Origin of the sequence: Psychromonas aquatilis, from assembly GCF_038155185.1 — a bacterium.
Taxonomy (GTDB): domain Bacteria; phylum Pseudomonadota; class Gammaproteobacteria; order Enterobacterales; family Psychromonadaceae; genus Psychromonas; species Psychromonas aquatilis.
Window position 1 is genome coordinate 36,688 of sequence record NZ_JBAKAZ010000016.1, and the last position, 17,571, is coordinate 54,258.

The 17,571-nt window shown below is 38.2% G+C and carries 13 protein-coding genes; 11 read left to right on the top strand and 2 right to left on the bottom strand.

Annotation, left to right across the window (positions count from 1 at the left end; all coding sequences use genetic code 11):
- Positions 1 to 95: 95 nt before the first annotated feature.
- The 6 genes from trxA (at position 96) to polA (ending at position 8,735) form a co-directional block, all read left to right on the top strand.
- Positions 96 to 428, top strand: coding sequence for a thioredoxin TrxA (gene trxA / locus V6256_RS06155; RefSeq protein WP_341597198.1), 333 nt, complete (start codon positions 96 to 98; stop codon positions 426 to 428).
- A gap of 164 nt (positions 429 to 592) precedes the next feature.
- Positions 593 to 1,861, top strand: a complete 1,269-nt coding sequence (gene rho / locus V6256_RS06160) for a transcription termination factor Rho (RefSeq protein WP_341597199.1) — start codon at positions 593 to 595, stop codon at positions 1,859 to 1,861.
- Between the two features lie 133 nt (positions 1,862 to 1,994).
- Positions 1,995 to 3,461: a 4-hydroxy-3-polyprenylbenzoate decarboxylase gene (gene ubiD / locus V6256_RS06165; RefSeq protein WP_341597200.1), complete on the top strand. Its 1,467-nt coding sequence runs from the start codon at positions 1,995 to 1,997 to the stop codon at positions 3,459 to 3,461.
- 69 nt (positions 3,462 to 3,530) lie between these two features.
- Positions 3,531 to 4,226, top strand: a complete 696-nt coding sequence (gene fre / locus V6256_RS06170; protein ID WP_341597201.1) for an NAD(P)H-flavin reductase — start codon at positions 3,531 to 3,533, stop codon at positions 4,224 to 4,226.
- A gap of 237 nt (positions 4,227 to 4,463) precedes the next feature.
- Positions 4,464 to 5,573 (top strand): 1-acyl-sn-glycerol-3-phosphate acyltransferase, encoded by a 1,110-nt coding sequence (locus V6256_RS06175; RefSeq protein ID WP_341597202.1) that lies wholly within the window; start codon positions 4,464 to 4,466, stop codon positions 5,571 to 5,573.
- Positions 5,574 to 5,936: 363 nt separating this feature from the next.
- Entirely contained in the window at positions 5,937 to 8,735 is a 2,799-nt protein-coding gene (gene polA / locus V6256_RS06180; protein WP_341597203.1) for a DNA polymerase I, read from the top strand.
- A 145-nt stretch (positions 8,736 to 8,880) separates the two neighbouring features.
- On the opposite strand, the gene V6256_RS06185 is transcribed toward polA, so the two are convergent.
- Together V6256_RS06185 and V6256_RS06190 are read right to left on the bottom strand one after the other, a co-directional pair.
- Positions 8,881 to 9,309, bottom strand: coding sequence for a transcriptional repressor (locus V6256_RS06185; protein WP_341597204.1), 429 nt, complete (start codon positions 9,307 to 9,309; stop codon positions 8,881 to 8,883).
- Between the two features lie 117 nt (positions 9,310 to 9,426).
- Positions 9,427 to 10,473, bottom strand: a complete 1,047-nt coding sequence (locus V6256_RS06190; protein ID WP_341597205.1) for a helix-turn-helix domain-containing protein — start codon at positions 10,471 to 10,473, stop codon at positions 9,427 to 9,429.
- Between the two features lie 172 nt (positions 10,474 to 10,645).
- On the opposite strand from V6256_RS06190, the gene V6256_RS06195 reads away from it, so the two are divergent.
- From V6256_RS06195 to V6256_RS06215, 5 genes are all read left to right on the top strand, one after another.
- Positions 10,646 to 12,046: an ethanolamine ammonia-lyase subunit EutB gene (locus V6256_RS06195; RefSeq protein WP_341597206.1), complete on the top strand. Its 1,401-nt coding sequence runs from the start codon at positions 10,646 to 10,648 to the stop codon at positions 12,044 to 12,046.
- Positions 12,043 to 12,894 (top strand): ethanolamine ammonia-lyase subunit EutC, encoded by an 852-nt coding sequence (gene eutC, locus V6256_RS06200; RefSeq protein WP_341597207.1) that lies wholly within the window; start codon positions 12,043 to 12,045, stop codon positions 12,892 to 12,894. The genes V6256_RS06195 and eutC overlap by 4 nt, the downstream gene beginning before the upstream one ends.
- An 81-nt stretch (positions 12,895 to 12,975) precedes the next feature.
- Positions 12,976 to 14,367 carry an ethanolamine permease gene (gene eat / locus V6256_RS06205; RefSeq protein ID WP_341597208.1) on the top strand — a complete coding sequence of 464 codons (1,392 nt, stop codon included), beginning with the start codon at positions 12,976 to 12,978 and terminating at the stop codon, positions 14,365 to 14,367.
- A 472-nt stretch (positions 14,368 to 14,839) separates the two neighbouring features.
- Positions 14,840 to 16,426: a BCCT family transporter gene (locus V6256_RS06210; RefSeq protein ID WP_341597209.1), complete on the top strand. Its 1,587-nt coding sequence runs from the start codon at positions 14,840 to 14,842 to the stop codon at positions 16,424 to 16,426.
- Between the two features lie 692 nt (positions 16,427 to 17,118).
- A partial coding sequence (locus V6256_RS06215) for a hypothetical protein (protein WP_341597210.1) occupies positions 17,119 to 17,571 on the top strand: 453 nt, incomplete at its 3' end.

Genomic DNA, 17,571 nt, shown 5'->3' on the forward strand with positions numbered 1-17,571 from the left:
ATAAATATTGAGATCGATTCAAATAACTAAAATATATTTTATTAGTGACCATGGTATAGTCACTTTTAACTATTAAATCTTTTCTGGAGATAAAAATGAGCGAAAATGAAAACATTGTCACATTAAGTGATGTAACTTTTGATGCAGACGTAATCAATGCATCTAGCCCTGTACTAGTTGATTTTTGGGCTGAATGGTGTGGTCCTTGTAAAATGATCGCTCCAATCTTGGAAGAAGTTGCTGAAGAGTACAAAGGCAAAGTAACTGTTGGTAAATTAAATATTGACGAAAACAGCGCTACACCACCTAAATTTGGTATCCGTGGTATCCCAACGTTATTATTATTTAAAGACGGCAAAGTTGCTGCAACTAAAGTTGGTGCGCTTTCTAAGTCACAACTTACGGAATTTTTAGACGCTAACGTTTAATATATTCATCAGAATGAAGATTAACTTTCGAACACTTGATCTTCATTCTGGACAGCTTTAATTTTTAATGCTACCTTACGTTCAAAATATGAGCAATCCAATGTTCATGTTATCCGAATTCAAACGATCTACCCTTTATCCCAATAAAAACATCAAATTAAACTATGAATTTAACCGAATTAAAAAACACACCTGTACCTGAGCTTGTTGAGCTTGGAACTTCAATGGGGCTAGAAAATTTAGCCCGTCTTAGAAAGCAAGATATCATCTTCGCCATCTTAAAATCCCAAGCTAAAAGTGGTGCTGATATCTTCGGTGCTGGTGTTTTAGAGATATTACAAGATGGTTTTGGATTTTTACGTAGCTCGGATAGTTCTTATCTAGCTGGTCCTGATGATATTTATATTTCTCCAAGTCAGATTCGTCGTTTTAACCTACGTACGGGTGATAGTGTAGAGGGTAAGATTAGACCGCCTAAAGAAGGTGAGCGTTATTTTGCATTGTTAAAAATAATGCAAGTAAACTTCGATAAACCAGAAAACTCACGTAACAAAATCTTATTTGAAAACTTAACACCGATTCATCCAGATGACCGTTTACGTTTAGAAAATGGTAGTGGTAGTACAGAAGACATCACAGCACGTATTTTAGATTTAGTTTCACCAATTGGTAAAGGTCAACGTGGATTGATCGTTGCACCACCAAAAGCTGGTAAAACAATGCTGCTGCAAAATCTTGCACAAAGTATTTCAATTAATCACCCAGAAGCAGAACTTATCGTATTATTAATCGATGAACGTCCTGAAGAAGTAACAGAAATGCGCCGTTTAGTACGTGGTGAAGTGGTTGCATCTACTTTTGATGAACCGGCTAACCGTCACGTTCAAGTTGCTGAAATGGTAATTGAAAAGGCAAAACGCCTTGTTGAGCATAAAAAAGATGTGGTGATTCTATTAGATTCAATAACACGTTTAGCACGTGCTTATAACACCGTTATTCCAAGCTCAGGCAAAGTATTAACCGGTGGTGTTGATGCCAATGCACTACATCGTCCTAAGCGCTTCTTTGGTGCTGCGCGTAATGTTGAAGAAGGTGGCAGTTTAACTATTCTTGCAACAGCCTTGATCGATACAGGCTCTAAAATGGATGAAGTTATCTATGAAGAGTTTAAAGGTACAGGTAACTCTGAAATCCACTTAAATCGCAAATTATCTGAAAAACGTGTATATCCAGCAATTGATATCACTCGTTCTGGTACGCGTCGTGAAGAGCTACTTACTAAGTCTGATGAGTTACAGCGTATGTGGATTTTACGTAAGATTGTACATCCAATGGGCGAGATTGGTGCAACAGAATTCATGATTGATAAGCTAGGTCTAAGCAAAACTAATGATGACTTCTTTGATGCAATGAAAAATCAAAAAACTAAATAATAACCATCCTATTTAGATGGAATAATAACGCTACTCAGGTAGCGTTTTTTTTGCCTTAAATATTACTTGAATGTAGGTGTTTTTCCCTCGTAATATGTAAGACCGTATAATTAATTTGCTGTAGTAGGTGAACATGAAATTTGATGATTTACGTGATTTCTTAAGTCAGTTAGAAGAAAAAGGGTTATTGAAAAGGATCACAAAAGAAATTGATCCTAACCTAGAAATGACTGAAATATCTGACCGTACTTTGCGTGCTGGTGGACCTGCTTTATTATTTGAAAACCCTAAAGGCTATGATACGCCAGTATTAACCAACTTATTTGGTACACCTGAGCGTGTTGCGTTAGGTATGGGCAAAGAAGAGGTTAAAGAATTACGTGAAGTGGGTGAGTGGTTAGCTTACTTAAAAGAGCCTGAGCCACCTAAAGGTATGAAGGCAATGTGGGAAAAGTTGCCTATCTTTAAACAAGTTCTCAATATGCCTACTAAACGCATCAAATCACCTGCTTGTCAGGAAGTGGTGATGGAAGGCGAAGAGGTTGACTTAACTAAATTACCGATCATGAAATGTTGGCCGGGTGATGTCGCTCCATTGATTACTTGGGGATTAACGATCACACGTGGCCCTTACAAAAAACGTCAAAATCTTGGCATATATCGTCAGCAATTAATCTCGAAAAACAAAATTATTATGCGTTGGTTATCGCATCGTGGTGGCGCAATTGATTTTCATGAGTGGCAAGAATCCAACCCAGGTAAACCTTTCCCTGTGAGTGTCGCATTGGGTGCTGATCCAGCGACTATTTTAGGAGCGGTGACACCTGTACCAGATACATTATCAGAATATGCGTTTGCTGGCTTATTACGTGGATCAAGAACAAAAGTTGCTAGCGGAATAAGCAATGATTTAGATGTACCAGCGACCGCTGAAATCATCTTAGAAGGGTATTTAATGCCAGGTGAGGAAGCACCTGAAGGCCCTTATGGAGATCATACTGGTTATTACAATGAAGTGGATGATTTCCAAGTAATGACAGTGACTCATGTTACTACCAGAAAAGATCCCATTTATCATAGTACTTACACTGGCCGTCCACCTGATGAACCGGCAATTTTAGGTGTTGCATTAAATGAAGTATTCGTACCGATCATTAAAAAGCAATTTCCTGAAATTGTAGACTTCTACTTACCGCCAGAAGGTTGTTCATACCGCATGGCTGTTGTATCGATGAAGAAGAGTTATCCTGGTCATGCTAAACGTGTGATGTTAGGGATTTGGTCTTTTTTACGCCAATTTATGTACACGAAATTCATTATTGTTTGTGATGATGATGTTAATGTACGAGATTGGAATGATGTTATGTGGGCGATTACGACACGTATGGATCCAAGTCGAGATACCACATTAGTCGAGAACACTCCGATTGATTACTTGGACTTTGCTTCACCGGTTTCGGGCTTAGGCTCAAAAATGGGATTGGATGCGACCAATAAATGGGAAGGTGAGACCACTCGAGAGTGGGGAACACCAATCGTAATGGATGAGAAGGTCAAAGAAAAAATAGACGATCTTTGGAACGAACTAGATATTTTGTAATAATGTAGCAGTACCTGCAAAGTGTGATAATCATTGCAGTATTATTTCCTTAACATTAAAGAGAAAAAAATGCCTCAAACAACTTGTAATGTAGCTTCAATTGAAAAGCTTAATGCGTTTTTATACCGTATATTTTTAAAGCCAACAAAAAGTGTTTCTTTTAAGGCTGGTCAATATGTTTCAGTGATCATGGGTGAGGGGGATAAGCGCCATTTCTCTATTGCGAATGCGCCTTCAAATGATTTAATTGAATTACATATCGGTGCAACGCCTGAAAATAAATATGCAATGCAAGTTGTTGAAAAAATGCAATCTGGCGAGCCTCTAGAAGTTGAAATTGCAAATGGTGTTGCTTATTTACGTGAAGATTCATCTCGTCCTATTATTTTAATGGCTGGCGGCACTGGTTTTTCTTATGTGAAGTCGATATTAGAAAGCATAGTTGAATTAAACCTTAAAAACCCTGTCCATTTGTACTGGGGAGTAAAAGAGTATTCTCACTTCTATTTCGAAGAGCAAGCAATCGACTGGTCTACTGAACATAGCAATATCAATTTCCATCCTGTTGTAGAGTTACCAGAGGAAGGTTGGTTAGGTAAACATGGTTACGTACATCAAGCCGTACTCGCTGATTTTAGCGACTTATCTATGTTTGATATATACATCGTTGGCCGATTTGAAATGGCTAAAGTAGCGCGTGAAGACTTTGTGAAACAAGGTGCTTTAATTGAACATATTTACGGTGATGCTTTTGCTTTTATTTAAAATATAAGCGATCAATTAACGTTAATGGGTAGTTTAATAGGCTAAAATGATTGTTAAACTCCCATACGAAAATATTAATTAAGTGTTGCTTGTGTAGTTGTTATTTGATTATTTTGCTGTTATTTTGATGTAAAATAATCCTATTATTCAGTTTACCTCGCTTAATCAATAAATCTTATTCGCGATAGCGACTAAAAGTATGTAAAATACGTCATCCATTTTTTAGAGAAATAAACAATGCCAACTAACGTTGATAAATTTAGTGAAATTCGTCCTTACAATGATCAAGAGATCCAACCAGCTATTAAGCGGGTTATTAATAGTGATGAGTTCATGGAAGCGATCCTTAGTTTTCGCTATCCTAAATTATCAAAGTACCTCTCATTTATCCTGAAACCTTTGTTACGCCGTTACTTTTTATACAAATGGTCTGGGATTGATAGCATTGATAAAATGCAACAAGTGGTTGGTAAATACGTTAAATATATGATCGACACTACGACGACAAAATTTAGTTATTCTGGGTTAGAAGGTCTTGATCCTGAAAAAAACTATCTATTTGTGTCTAATCATCGTGATATCGCAATGGACCCGTCTTTTGTAAACTGGGCACTGCGTTTAGAGAATTTTCACACAGTTCGTATTGCGATTGGTGATAACTTATTAAGTAAACCGTATGTTTCAGACTTAATGCGTATGAATAAAAGCTTTATTGTTCAACGCTCTGTTAGTGGCGTACGTGAGATGATGAAGTCATTGCAGACATTATCTGACTTTATTTTTACGTCACTAAAAGAAGATAGCAGTATCTGGATTGCGCAGAAAGAAGGCCGAGCAAAAGATGGCTTTGATAAAACTGACCCTGCGATTATTAAGATGTTTTATGTTCATGGTAAAAAGCAAAAGGTACCATTTCCAGAGTATATTAAGTCTTTAAATATTGTACCTGTAGCGGTTTCATACGAGCTTGATCCATGTGATCAACAAAAAGCGCGTGAATTATATGAAATGGCTGAATCTGGTGCGTATAACAAGTCAGAGTTTGAAGATATTGAAAGTATCGTCAGTGGCATTATGGGCCAAAAAGGCCATGTTCATGTTTCTTTTGGTAAACCTTTAGAAGATGATTACGAAACGGCAGAAGACGTTGCTACAGAAGTCGACTCGCAAATCTATAAAAACTACTTTTTACATCCCTCTAATTTAATTGCTGCAGAACAAGATGTCGATAATATCTCTGCACAGGATATCGCGGCATTTAAAGCACGCATACAAGCGGTTTCACCTGAATTACAGGAAACTGTATTAAAAATGTATGCAAACCCGGTAGGGCAATATATGGGCTAATTAGCCCTAAAATGTGCAAATGTTACTTTTGTTATGCACATTTTACATTTTGATCAATTAACAGCTTTTCATTTGTTTTGATAGTTATTTGTTTTGAAAAACAATAACTTATTGGGATGCTTTTTGTGCCTGTTTTTTTTATAAAAAACAGTTAACAGAGTTATCCACAGAGTATTACAGAACAAAAGTGAATGGATACTTACCTTTTATCGCAACCATAGCTGTCTTTTCTGATTTTTTATCATTCTCCCCTCATTCAGGTAATTAATCGCTTATATACAGTAATAAACTGCAAAAGTGCCTGACTATTTTTTAGTGTGATAGGTATACTATAAGACTATTTTATTTGTTAGGTAGTTATCTATGGCAGTTGTTCCTGAAAATCCCTTTGTCCTTGTTGATGGTTCGTCTTATTTATATAGAGCTTTCTTCTCTCCTCCACATTTAACCAACTCAGCTGGTGAAGCGACTGGTGCTGTGTATGGTGTAGTAAACATGCTACAAAGCTTATTAAAGCAATTTAGTCCAACCCATATCGTGGTTGTCTTTGATGCTAAAGGGAAAACCTTTCGCGATGATATGTATGTTGAGTACAAAGCCAACCGACCTAGCATGCCAGATGATTTACGTAGCCAAATAGAACCACTGCATTCTGTGATTAAAGCAATGGGTTTACCTATTTTAACGGTACCTGGTGTAGAAGCCGATGACGTGATTGGTACATTGGCATTACAAGCGAGTAAAAAAGGGATTAAAACCCTGATCAGTACTGGCGATAAAGACATGGCGCAGTTAGTTGATGAAAACACTTACTTAATTAACACCATGACTAATACCGTCCTTGATGTACCTGGTGTTAATGAGAAGTTTGGTATTCCTCCGGAAATGATCATCGACTACTTAGCGTTAATGGGTGATAAAGTCGATAATATTCCAGGTGTCCCTGGCGTAGGTGAAAAAACCGCGTTAGCAATGTTGCAAGGTCTAGGTAATATGGATTGTATCTATGAAAACTTAGATAAACTTGCACCACTAGGCTTCCGTGGTAGTAAAACCATGGCTAAAAAGATGCAAGAAAATGAAGCAATGGCGCGTCTTTCATACCAATTAGCGACAATTAAATTAGATGTTGAATTAGAGGTGGGTTATGACGACTTCAAACCTATTCCACAAGATACTGATGAATTAATTAAGTTATTTGGAAAATTAGAATTTAAACGTTGGTTAGCGGCGCTTTTATCTGGTGATAACCTAGTGGCGAAAGCTTCTTCAGGCCAAGAGAGCCAAGCAAATCCTGCGTTTGTGGCTGCGAAATCGATGGTTGACCGTGATAGCTACAAAACGATTTATACTAAAGGTCAGTTATTACAATGGATTAAGAAGCTAAAGCAAGCTGATGTTTTTGCTTTTGATACAGAAACCACTAGCTTAGATTACATGAAAGCTAAGATTGTTGGTTTATCTTTTGCTATTCAAACTAATGTAGGCGAAGAAGCAGACCCTATTATTGAAGCGGCATACTTACCGTTAACACACGATTATATCGATGCACCTGCACAATTAGACCTAACAGAAACATTGGCCCTATTAGAGCCTGTGTTATCGTCAGATGAATACAAAAAAGTAGGCCAAAACCTCAAGTATGATCGCAGCGTATTATTAAATCATGGTATTACCTTAGGGGGTATTGCTTTTGATACTATGCTCGAATCTTATGTATTAGACAGTACCGGTAAGCATGATATGGATACCTTAGCGTTGAAATACCTAGGTCATAAATGCATTAGCTTTGAAGATATTGCGGGCAAGGGGAAAAAGCAACTTACCTTTAACCAAATTGCGATTAAAGAAGCCGCGCCTTATGCTGCTGAAGATGCTGATATTACGTTACGCCTACATCTTGAGTTACAAAGTCGTTTACAGGAAACACCTGAGTTATTAAGCGTATTAAATGAAATTGAAATGCCGTTATTAACTGTACTTTCAGATATTGAAAGAGGTGGTGTTGAAATCGATAGCGAGCTACTCAAAGTGCAAAGTAATGAAATTGCTAAGCGTTTATTGGAGTTAGAAGAGCAAGCATACGAAGAAGCAGGTAAACCGTTTAATTTAGGTTCACCAAAACAGTTACAAACTATTTTGTTTGAAGAGTTAAACATTCCGGTGATCAAGAAAACCCCTAAAGGTGCACCTTCAACAGCGGAAGAAGTATTACAAGAGTTAGCACTGACTTACCCTCTGCCTAAGTTAATTATTGAGCACCGTGGACTGAGTAAACTAAAATCGACCTATACAGATAAATTACCATTAATGGTTAACGAAGAGACAGGTCGTCTTCATACTTCATATCATCAAGCAGTAACAGTGACTGGGCGTTTATCATCAAGCGATCCAAATCTACAAAATATTCCAATTCGTAGCAGTGAAGGTCGTCGTATTCGCCAAGCCTTTATTGCACAACCTGGCTATAAAATTGTCGCGGCCGATTACAGTCAAATTGAATTACGTATTATGGCGCACCTATCGCAAGATGAAGGTCTATTAACGGCATTCTCAACGGGTAAAGATATCCATAAAGCGACAGCAGCTGAAGTATTCTCTGTTGAGCTGGATGAAGTGACTGTTGATCAACGTCGTAGCGCTAAAGCCATTAACTTTGGTTTAATTTACGGTATGAGCGCCTTTGGTTTAGCTAAGCAATTAAACATTGGACGTCAAGAAGCGCAAACTTACATGGACCGTTACTTCAGTCGTTACCCGGCTGTATTAACTTACATGGAAGACACGCGTTTATTAGCCAATGAAAAAGCCTATGTAGAAACGATTTTTGGTCGTCGACTACAGTTACCTAATATTAACGCTAAAAACGGTATGCTTAAGAAAGCCGCTGAACGTGCAGCAATCAATGCTCCAATGCAGGGTACAGCTGCAGATATCATCAAAAAAGCGATGATCGACATGGCGGAGTGGGTAAAACAGAAGCCACAAGGTAGCGTACAAATTCTAATGCAAGTACACGATGAATTAGTGTTTGCTATTAAAGAAGAGTCTGTAGAAACCTACACAAAAGAGATTCAAGCAATTATGGCGGATGCCGCTAAGTTAGATGTGCCACTGATTGCTGATGCTGATGTTGGTGATAACTGGGATGAAGCACATTAATAATTTAGTATTATTTTTGAACTTAATTGAAAATAGGAAGACTAATTATCTGAAGTTTTAAATTTTCATGATTTATTCCTTGTTTCCCTCAATATACTTCCATGTATTGAGGGTTTTTTTTACCTATTTTTTGTCCCTCAAAGCACTATAGACACTGATTACAAACGCCATGCGCCTCTAATACTTTGTTAGTGATTTTAAAGCCAAACTGATCTGCTTTAGTAGAGAAAGCATCGTCAATTAACGAGTCATTAAGCTCAACTACCGTTTTACAACTATCACAAATTAAAAGCTGCATCGCATGTTCACAACCAAAGTGGCTACACATCAAATAAGCGTTTAAAGATTCAATTCTATGGATAAAGTGATTCTCTAATAAAAAATCCAGTGCACGATAAATAGTGGGCGGTTTAGCCTTACTGTCAGTTCTTTGTAACTGCTCTAATAATTCATAAGCTGTAATCGCCCCTTTGTGTTCAGCCATTAATGTAAACACCTGTTGGCGAATAGGCGTAAAGCGCACATTGTTTGATTTACAAATATCGATGGCACGAGCAAGTAAAGGATGAGACATAATAACTACTTCTATCGGTAAAATTAATCATCATAATAACATAGCGTTAACAAATTAAAGTACTCAATTTGAGTGCTTAATCGCCCATTTATCTTTTTTAACAATGCCGTGCCTTATCTAAAGTCGCGTAGTGGCTATTTTGCTAAGGACTGGGTGATAGTAATGACTTGCTCGCTGGATTGTTTGTGTCGGCGTTTCTGCAAATAACTCTTTGTAATAAGCATTAAAAGTACTGATATGAAAGAAACCAAAGTTTAATGCGAGATCGGCAATACTATCTTGATTATTTGCACTTAATAACGCTCTTCTAATTTCATTTAAGCGACAATCCCTGATGTATTGAATAGGCGAAACTCCCAACCCTTGTTCAAAGCAATATTGTAATGCACGACGACTGACATTACTGATTTGGCATAACTCAGTGACCGTAAGAGGGTAGTTACCTGTTTCTTGAATATATTCAGTGATATCAGCGATCACTCGCTGCGTTGTTTGTTGTGACACACTGATATTATGCTGCTGATATTCCGTCTGCATTAACAGATCTGCCACCTTAGACGTAATCAAAGGTGTTAAGCGGGTTAGCCTTGAGTGGCTTGCATCCTGAAGTAAGTGAGTGCTCCCCATTGGTGAATTACTGTTGCCTAATAACAAGCTAATTAATTTAGCCAGTTCATAACTAACATAGGGTGCAGGTTGGGATACTTGTAAGTGTGTACTTTTATCCTGCCAAAGGTCGAAGTCAGCCCCAATCATTTCAGTATCTAAACTATGCTTGTTGATCACTAACCCGTAAATATGAAAATCAGGCGGAGTCATTAACTCGAACTCAACCCCTGAAGGTCGGGTCATGATTTGCCCGGCTAAAACATCACTATTATTAATTTTGGGGCGTAAGCTCTGTAAAGAAAACCCTAACCATAAATTATCGTGTTTTACACAACACTGTTGTTGCAGAGTACGATTAGTAAATTCCTCAAAAAAATGCACTCCCCCTAATGTTAACTCATCTAAATAACCGCTAAAGGTGCCATTGCTATGTTGATTATAGCGCTGTTCCCATTGTCTTAAACTTTCTGCCTGTTGATTAACATCAAATGTAAAGGATTTGCACCTCTCTGGTGCAGCGGAAGTATTAACTTGGTGCTGCTGTGAAAATGTCATTTTACCGCCTCCTATAGTCGTGCATTGATTTGATGCATAGCGATTCTAATTATCTGTTTTTAAATGATTTTTATTATTGCGCAATTGCGTTATTTAATTGGAACACTCTTCGCAATTGCTCCTCTATATTAAGTGCAAAGTTTGCGCCTAGTTTTATTTTGAGGTATTAGAAATGTCCAATTATCGCTATCAGCTTGGTAGCCACCTTTATCAATTTGAGAATTTAGCTGATTTAATGGCGAAGGCTTCTCCAATACGATCCGGTGATCAACTAGCTGGGGTTGCAGCGCTTTCTGCAGAACAACGTGCCGTCGCACAAATGTTATTGGCCGAGTTACCATTAAAAACATTTCTACAAGAAACGCTTATTCCCTATGAAAAAGACGAAATTACTCGATTAATTATCGATGAACATGATGCGGCTGCTTTTTCTGAAATATCACATCTCACTGTGGGTGATTTCCGTAATTGGTTATTACAAGAGTCCATTACTGAAGTCGACTTTGCACGCATTCGTGCTGGCTTAACACCGGAAATGGTCGCTGCGGTTAGTAAAATAATGCGTAACCAAGACCTAATCTTAGTCGCGAAGAAATGCAATATTATTACCCAATTCAGAAACACCATTGGTTTACCGGGTCACTTATCAACACGTTTACAACCTAATCATCCAACCGATGATGTGAGTGGTATTGCCGCAACGATTTTTGATGGCTTAATGTATGGTAATGGTGACGCGGTATTAGGGATTAACCCAGCGACAGACAGCGTTTCACAGGCCGTGAAACTAATGAAGTTAATGGACGACGTAATTCAACATTATGAAATCCCAACACAATCTTGTGTATTAACCCATGTCACTAACACCATTGAAGCAATTGAGCTTGGAGCACCTGTTGATCTGGTTTTCCAATCCATTGGTGGAACCGAAGCAACCAACCAAGGCTTTGGCGTTAACCTCAATGTCTTAGATGAAGCACATCAAGCGGCGTTAGAACTCAAACGCGGTACGGTAGGCAATAATGTGATGTACTTTGAGACCGGACAGGGCAGTGCCTTATCTGCAAATGGTCACCATGGTGTGGATCAACAAACCTGTGAAACACGTGCTTATGCAGTAGCGCGTAAATTTAACCCATTATTAGTGAATACAGTGGTTGGTTTTATTGGCCCTGAATACTTGTTTGATGGAAAGCAGATTATTCGTGCCGGCTTAGAAGATCATTTTTGTGGAAAGCTACTAGGTTTACCAATGGGTTGTGATATCTGCTATACCAATCATGCCTATGCAGATCAAAATGATATGGATAATTTGCTGACGCTATTAGGTGTTGCAGAGTGTTCTTTCATCATGGGGATTCCAGGCTCTGACGATATTATGTTGAATTATCAGACCACCTCTTTTCACGATGCCTTATATGCCCGTCAAGCTTTAGGATTGCGTCCTGCACCTGAGTTTGATCAATGGCTTAAAAAAATGCAGATATCGCCTACCAATAACGCCACCCAGTTAAGTAGCGTGTTACCCGATAGTTTTTCAAAACCACTGAACTTGATTAAGGAGCCATTATGAGCAAACCTAATTCAACGGATCAGATAAAACAGCCTCATGCAGTGCACCAAGACCCTTGGGCTAAATTACGTCAATTTACTGATGCACGTATCGGATTAGGGCGCGCTGGTACAAGCTTACCGACGAGCGAGCTATTACGTTTTCAACTTTCTCATGCACAGGCCATTGATGCTGTTCATGTGCCGCTCGATGTCGATAAATTATCAGAGCAATTTCAACAATCATCAGTGCTGTCTGCTTATTTACCGATGCAACGTTTACACAGCAAAGCGACAGATCGCATGGAGTATTTACAACGTCCTGATCTAGGTCGTCAGTTAGATAGCACTTCGATAGAGGCATTAAAAGCCTTGAATGAAGAAACCTATGATCTGGTGTTTGTACTGGCAGATGGACTTTCCTCCTATGCCATTAGCCACCATGCCAAAAACTTTGTTGAGTTGTTTATTAGCCGCTTACAAGAAGAGTCTCCTAAACAACTGAAAATAGCCCCAATTTGCGTAGTGCAACAAGGACGAGTCGCCGTTGGTGATGATGTCTGTGAAGCTTTAAATGCTAAACAGGTAGTACTGCTGATAGGAGAACGACCTGGATTGAGCTCACCTGACAGCATGGGCTTGTATTTAACTTGGGGGGCGCAACGCGGGATGGAAGATTCGATGCGTAACTGCATCTCTAACATTAGACCTGAAGGCCTGAAATATCAGGCTGCAGTACATAAAAGCATTTACTTACTGAATGAATCTCGTCGCTTGGCTTTGACAGGGGTTAATTTGAAGGATCGATCTGAAGATTCATTATTAGAAACGGAGCAAACACAGCACTTTAGCTTAACGAACCTCACTTAACAGTGAGCCATAAAAAACACTTATAAACATATTCATTAAACATTTAATGATAAAAATTAACGATGATAAAAAGGAAGTACTATGTCTGCTAACCAAGAGTATCTTGCTCAAAGACAATTAAAAAAAGGAGCCGCAGGTTGGATCTTGCTTGCAGGCTTAGGGGTTTCATATGTTATTTCGGGCGATTTCGCCGGATGGAACTTCGGTATAGCGCAAGCTGGTTGGGGCGGTTTTGTTATCGCTGCGGTATTAATGGGGCTAATGTATTTAACGTTAGTATTATCTTTAGCTGAAATGTCCGCTGCGATACCGGCTGCAGGCGGTGGTTATAGTTTTGCTCGCCAAGCTATGGGACCTGCTGGTGGTTACCTCACCGGGTTAGCGGTACTAATAGAATATACACTTGCACCCGCGGCGATTGTGATTTTTATTGGTTCATCGGTAAATGAGTTATTAGGCTTTGATGGGCCAATTGTTTATGCCTTGTTCTATTTAGCCTTTATTGGTATTCATATTTTTGGTGCAGGAGAAGCATTAAAAGTGATGATGGTGATCAGCGCATTAGCGGTATTAGCTATTATCGCAACGGGTGTCGTGTTATTACCTGAGTTTAATATGGATAACCTATTTGACATTGCACCATTAGCTGGTGGTACTGACTTCTTACCAATGGGTTATTACGGTGTATGGGCTGCATTACCTTTTGCGATGTGGTTATTTTTAGCGGTAGAAGGCGTACCGCTTGCAGCAGAAGAAGCAAAAGATCCTGCGAAAGATGTACCTAAAGGTATTATCGCCGCGATGATCTTCCTATTATTCACTGCAACTCTTGTTGTTGTATTAGTGGCAGGTGCTGCGGGTGCACAAGTGACAGCGGGTAGTGCTGTACCTTTAGTTGATGCATTAAAAATCACAGGCAACCCTAATCTAGCGACTATGGTTAACGTACTAGGGTTAGCGGGATTAATCGCTTCATTCTTTTCGATTATTTATGGTTATAGCCGTTTAGTATTTGCATTATCTCGTGCTGGTTACTTACCACAACAATTATCGTTAACCAGTAAACGTAAAGTGCCAGTACGCTCGCTGATTTTCCCGGGTATCTTAGGGTTCTTATTATCATTAACTGGTGAAGGTGACTTAATGTTATCAATGGCAGTAGTAGGGGCAACGGTTTCTTATGCAATGATGTCGGGTAGCCATATTTTATTGCGTATCAAGCAACCTAACTTAGCACGCCCATACAAAACACCTGGTGGTGTGGTGACGTCAGGTATCTCGTTCATATTATCATTAGTGGCGTTAACCGGTGTTTATGCTTATGACGTACGAGCGTTCTACTTTACTTTAGTGTTATTTGTTATCGGTATGCTGTATTACGCATTGATTGGCCGTAACAATTTAGTTGCTAAATCAGCTCAAGAAGAGTTTGAATTATTAGTGCAAGCTGAAAGCGAGTTAACTGCTAGCTAATAATATTTATTAAAACACTATTACAAAACTTCATATTTAAACCCACCGCTTGGTGGGTTTTTTTATTGCTGCCGCTTTTATATCTCAATATATTTTATGGTTTTAAGGGCTGGTGAAAGTCAGCAAAGCGTAGCTACAAAAACGCAGCTAACGCCCTCATTTTTAGTTTATTGAGTGGGGTAGGTAAGGCTCAAAATACACAGCATAGGAATCGTAATCTAAAATAGCGGTAGCACTTAGCTGCTTTTTTTAAATAAATTATTCAATGACAAAGTTTCAGTTTATGATTAAAAAACGTTAACCAAGGTACTTGTGTTAAAGTACGCTGCCTGACTTTAGCCTGCAAATGCTAAGGTCATCATCACACCGTTATTTTTATCATCGATTCAATGATAAAAGTAATTAATCAGACATCAATTTAATAGGGAGCTGGTTTTTACTTGTTAGCTTACAAGTACAAACGGCAGAATTTATGGGATTTAAATCAAAAAAATATAGTATCGACTCAACCGATTACCAGGTTGGTCAAGATAACATTACTAAATGGGGAATGGATGTCCATAACATCGTTTTCACTGTGTCTGCAGGCTTATCTATTCTGTTCATCGTGACATTACTATTGCTAGACCCAGGTGTAGCAAAAGGTGCGATTGATTCAATTAAAGGCGCTGTACTGTCTAACTTTGACTTCCTGTTTATGTGGGGAGCAAATGCATTGCTGCTGTTCGCTGTTGCACTGGTCTTTTCTCCTTTTGGTAAAATTCGCCTAGGGGGCGATAAAGCCACACCTGAATATTCAACTTCTTCTTGGATTGCCATGCTATTTGCTGCAGGTATGGGGATTGGTTTGATTTTCTGGGGTGTCGCTGAGCCAACTGCTTTCTACACAGATTGGTATGGTACGCCTTTAAATGTTGAAGCTTTTACACCAGAAGGACGTGAGTTAGCATTAGGTGCAACCGCTTTCCACTGGGGATTACATGCTTGGGCTACCTACGGTATGACAGCCTTATGTTTAGCTTACTTTGCTTATAATAAAGGGCTACCACTATCTATGCGTTCAGTTTTCTATCCACTACTAGGTGATAGAGTATGGGGCAGAGTAGGTGACGTCATTGATGTATTAACTGTATTAGTAACATTATTTGGTTTAGCAACGTCATTAGGCTTAGGTGGTACACAGGCAGCGAGTGGAATAAGCTATGTATTTGGCTTTGAAAACAGCCTTTATCTGCAACTGTTTATTATTGCTTTAATCATGGGATTAGCGATTTTATCTGTTACACGCGGCATGGATGGTGGCGTTAAGCTGTTAAGTAACTTAAACATGGTTATTGCTTTTGTATTTTTAGGGTTAATTGCAGTGTTAAACTTCACCACTGTATTAGATTCATTAGCAACAGCTGTAATTGGTTATGTGAAAAACGTTATCCCGTTAAGCCAAGCGAGTGGCCGTGAAGATACAACTTGGTTACATGGTTGGACAGTGTTCTATTGGGCATGGTGGGTAGCATACGCACCGTTCTTTGGTATGTTTGTGGCACGTATTTCTAAAGGCCGTACCGTACGTGAATTTGTGCTTTATGTATTACTGGTACCAACGGTTGTGACAACTCTTTGGATGTCTATTTTTGGTGGTGTTGCGATTGAGCAGATCATTGATAAAGTCGGCTTACTAGGCGCAGACCAAGGTATTACGGATGTATCATTAAGCCTATTTTACATGTTAGATGCTTATCCTCTTGGTAACATTCTTTCTATTATTGCGGTTGTTTTAATCATCGTATTCTTCGTAACAACATTAGACTCAGGCTCTATTGTTATTGATAGTATGACTGCTGGTGGTAAGCTAGAAGTACCGATGAAGCAAAAAATCATTTGGGCAATTATTTCTGGCCTGATCGCAATGGTAATGTTGTGGATTGGCGGTACGCAATCTATTCAAGCACTGCAATCAATTACTATTATTGCAGCACTACCTTTCACTATTATTTTATTACTTGCTTGTATTAGTTTAGTTAAAGGTTTATTCACTGAAATAGATAAAACCAAAGCTTAAACCAAACAGTAGTAAACGTTTGTATAATTAAAAAATGCCTTCATATCATTATGAGGGCATTTTTTGTTTTTAAGGGGTTATTATTTACACCTTTAAATCAGTTTCTTTCTTCCTTTTAATCTTCTATCTTTTTTATATGCAGAGTGGTTTTTGCTCCATGTTTGCGTTGTTAATTCAAAGTTCTTTCATCTATCTACATGACAACGACTTGATTAATGATCTTCATTAGGTATTCTACAAAAACTTATACAACAGCTCTTAAAAATTAAATTTAGTAAGTAAATATGTTGATAAAATCTAGTATTAAGATAATGTCAGTGTTGAAGAAAAATCCTATTAATTGGTTAGGGTAGTCCTTTTCAAAAATGTATTAACTTTCAAAGAGATAATTCCATTGCTAATAAAAAAAATATATCACTTCGATTCTCAGACTAATATAACGATTAATGATCTTTCTTTTGATCTTTTTAATGTGTTAGTTGGAGTTTCTGGTGCGGGTAAGACTTCCATTATCAACGCATTGAGTGCCATAAGAGCAATATTGAAAGGTCGCAGATGCTCCATCTGAACATTGGAGACTTGAGTTTGAAGATAATAAAGGCAATGAAGTAGTTTGGTCTGGTAAATACTCAGAAGACTCTGAATTCGATGAGGATAATGAAACAACATTTTCGGAATTACTAGAAGAGCAAGTGATTGTTAACGGAGCTCTTTTACTTAATAAACAAAATGGCTCAATAAAGTACGGAGACAGTGTATTACCATCTTTAGATAAATATAAAAGCTTAATTTATCAATTAAGAGATGATACTCAATTGGCTGAAATACATGACTCCTTAGACTCAATTGTCATAATTGATAGTAATTCAAGAAGTTATTCACAGCCTAATGCTATACCTGTTCTGAATAAGAGTATTAACAAGCGAATAATTAAAGAACTAAAAGGTAATGACTTATCGATTCTTGAAATAACCGGAAAATATAAAGATCTTAATTGTCGTGAAAAGTTATATTATGCATACCAATATGATAAGAGCAAATTTGAAGACTTCCTATTTACTTATACTACGATCTTCCCTGATGTAGAGACTTATTCTGGTCTAATTGAACCGGACACTTTAATTCTGGATAATAATATCCACTAT

Bases quoted from the DNA above. Each gene is read 5' to 3' on its own strand.
- trxA (WP_341597198.1), top strand. From the start codon at position 96: ATGAGCGAAAATGAAAACATTGTCACATTAAGTGATGTAACTTTTGAT.
- rho (WP_341597199.1), top strand. From the start codon at position 593: ATGAATTTAACCGAATTAAAAAACACACCTGTACCTGAGCTTGTTGAG.
- ubiD (WP_341597200.1), top strand. From the start codon at position 1,995: ATGAAATTTGATGATTTACGTGATTTCTTAAGTCAGTTAGAAGAAAAA.
- fre (WP_341597201.1), top strand. From the start codon at position 3,531: ATGCCTCAAACAACTTGTAATGTAGCTTCAATTGAAAAGCTTAATGCG.
- V6256_RS06175 (WP_341597202.1), top strand. From the start codon at position 4,464: ATGCCAACTAACGTTGATAAATTTAGTGAAATTCGTCCTTACAATGAT.
- polA (WP_341597203.1), top strand. From the start codon at position 5,937: ATGGCAGTTGTTCCTGAAAATCCCTTTGTCCTTGTTGATGGTTCGTCT.
- V6256_RS06185 (WP_341597204.1), bottom strand. From the start codon at position 9,309: ATGTCTCATCCTTTACTTGCTCGTGCCATCGATATTTGTAAATCAAAC.
- V6256_RS06190 (WP_341597205.1), bottom strand. From the start codon at position 10,473: ATGACATTTTCACAGCAGCACCAAGTTAATACTTCCGCTGCACCAGAG.
- V6256_RS06195 (WP_341597206.1), top strand. From the start codon at position 10,646: ATGTCCAATTATCGCTATCAGCTTGGTAGCCACCTTTATCAATTTGAG.
- eutC (WP_341597207.1), top strand. From the start codon at position 12,043: ATGAGCAAACCTAATTCAACGGATCAGATAAAACAGCCTCATGCAGTG.
- eat (WP_341597208.1), top strand. From the start codon at position 12,976: ATGTCTGCTAACCAAGAGTATCTTGCTCAAAGACAATTAAAAAAAGGA.
- V6256_RS06210 (WP_341597209.1), top strand. From the start codon at position 14,840: ATGGGATTTAAATCAAAAAAATATAGTATCGACTCAACCGATTACCAG.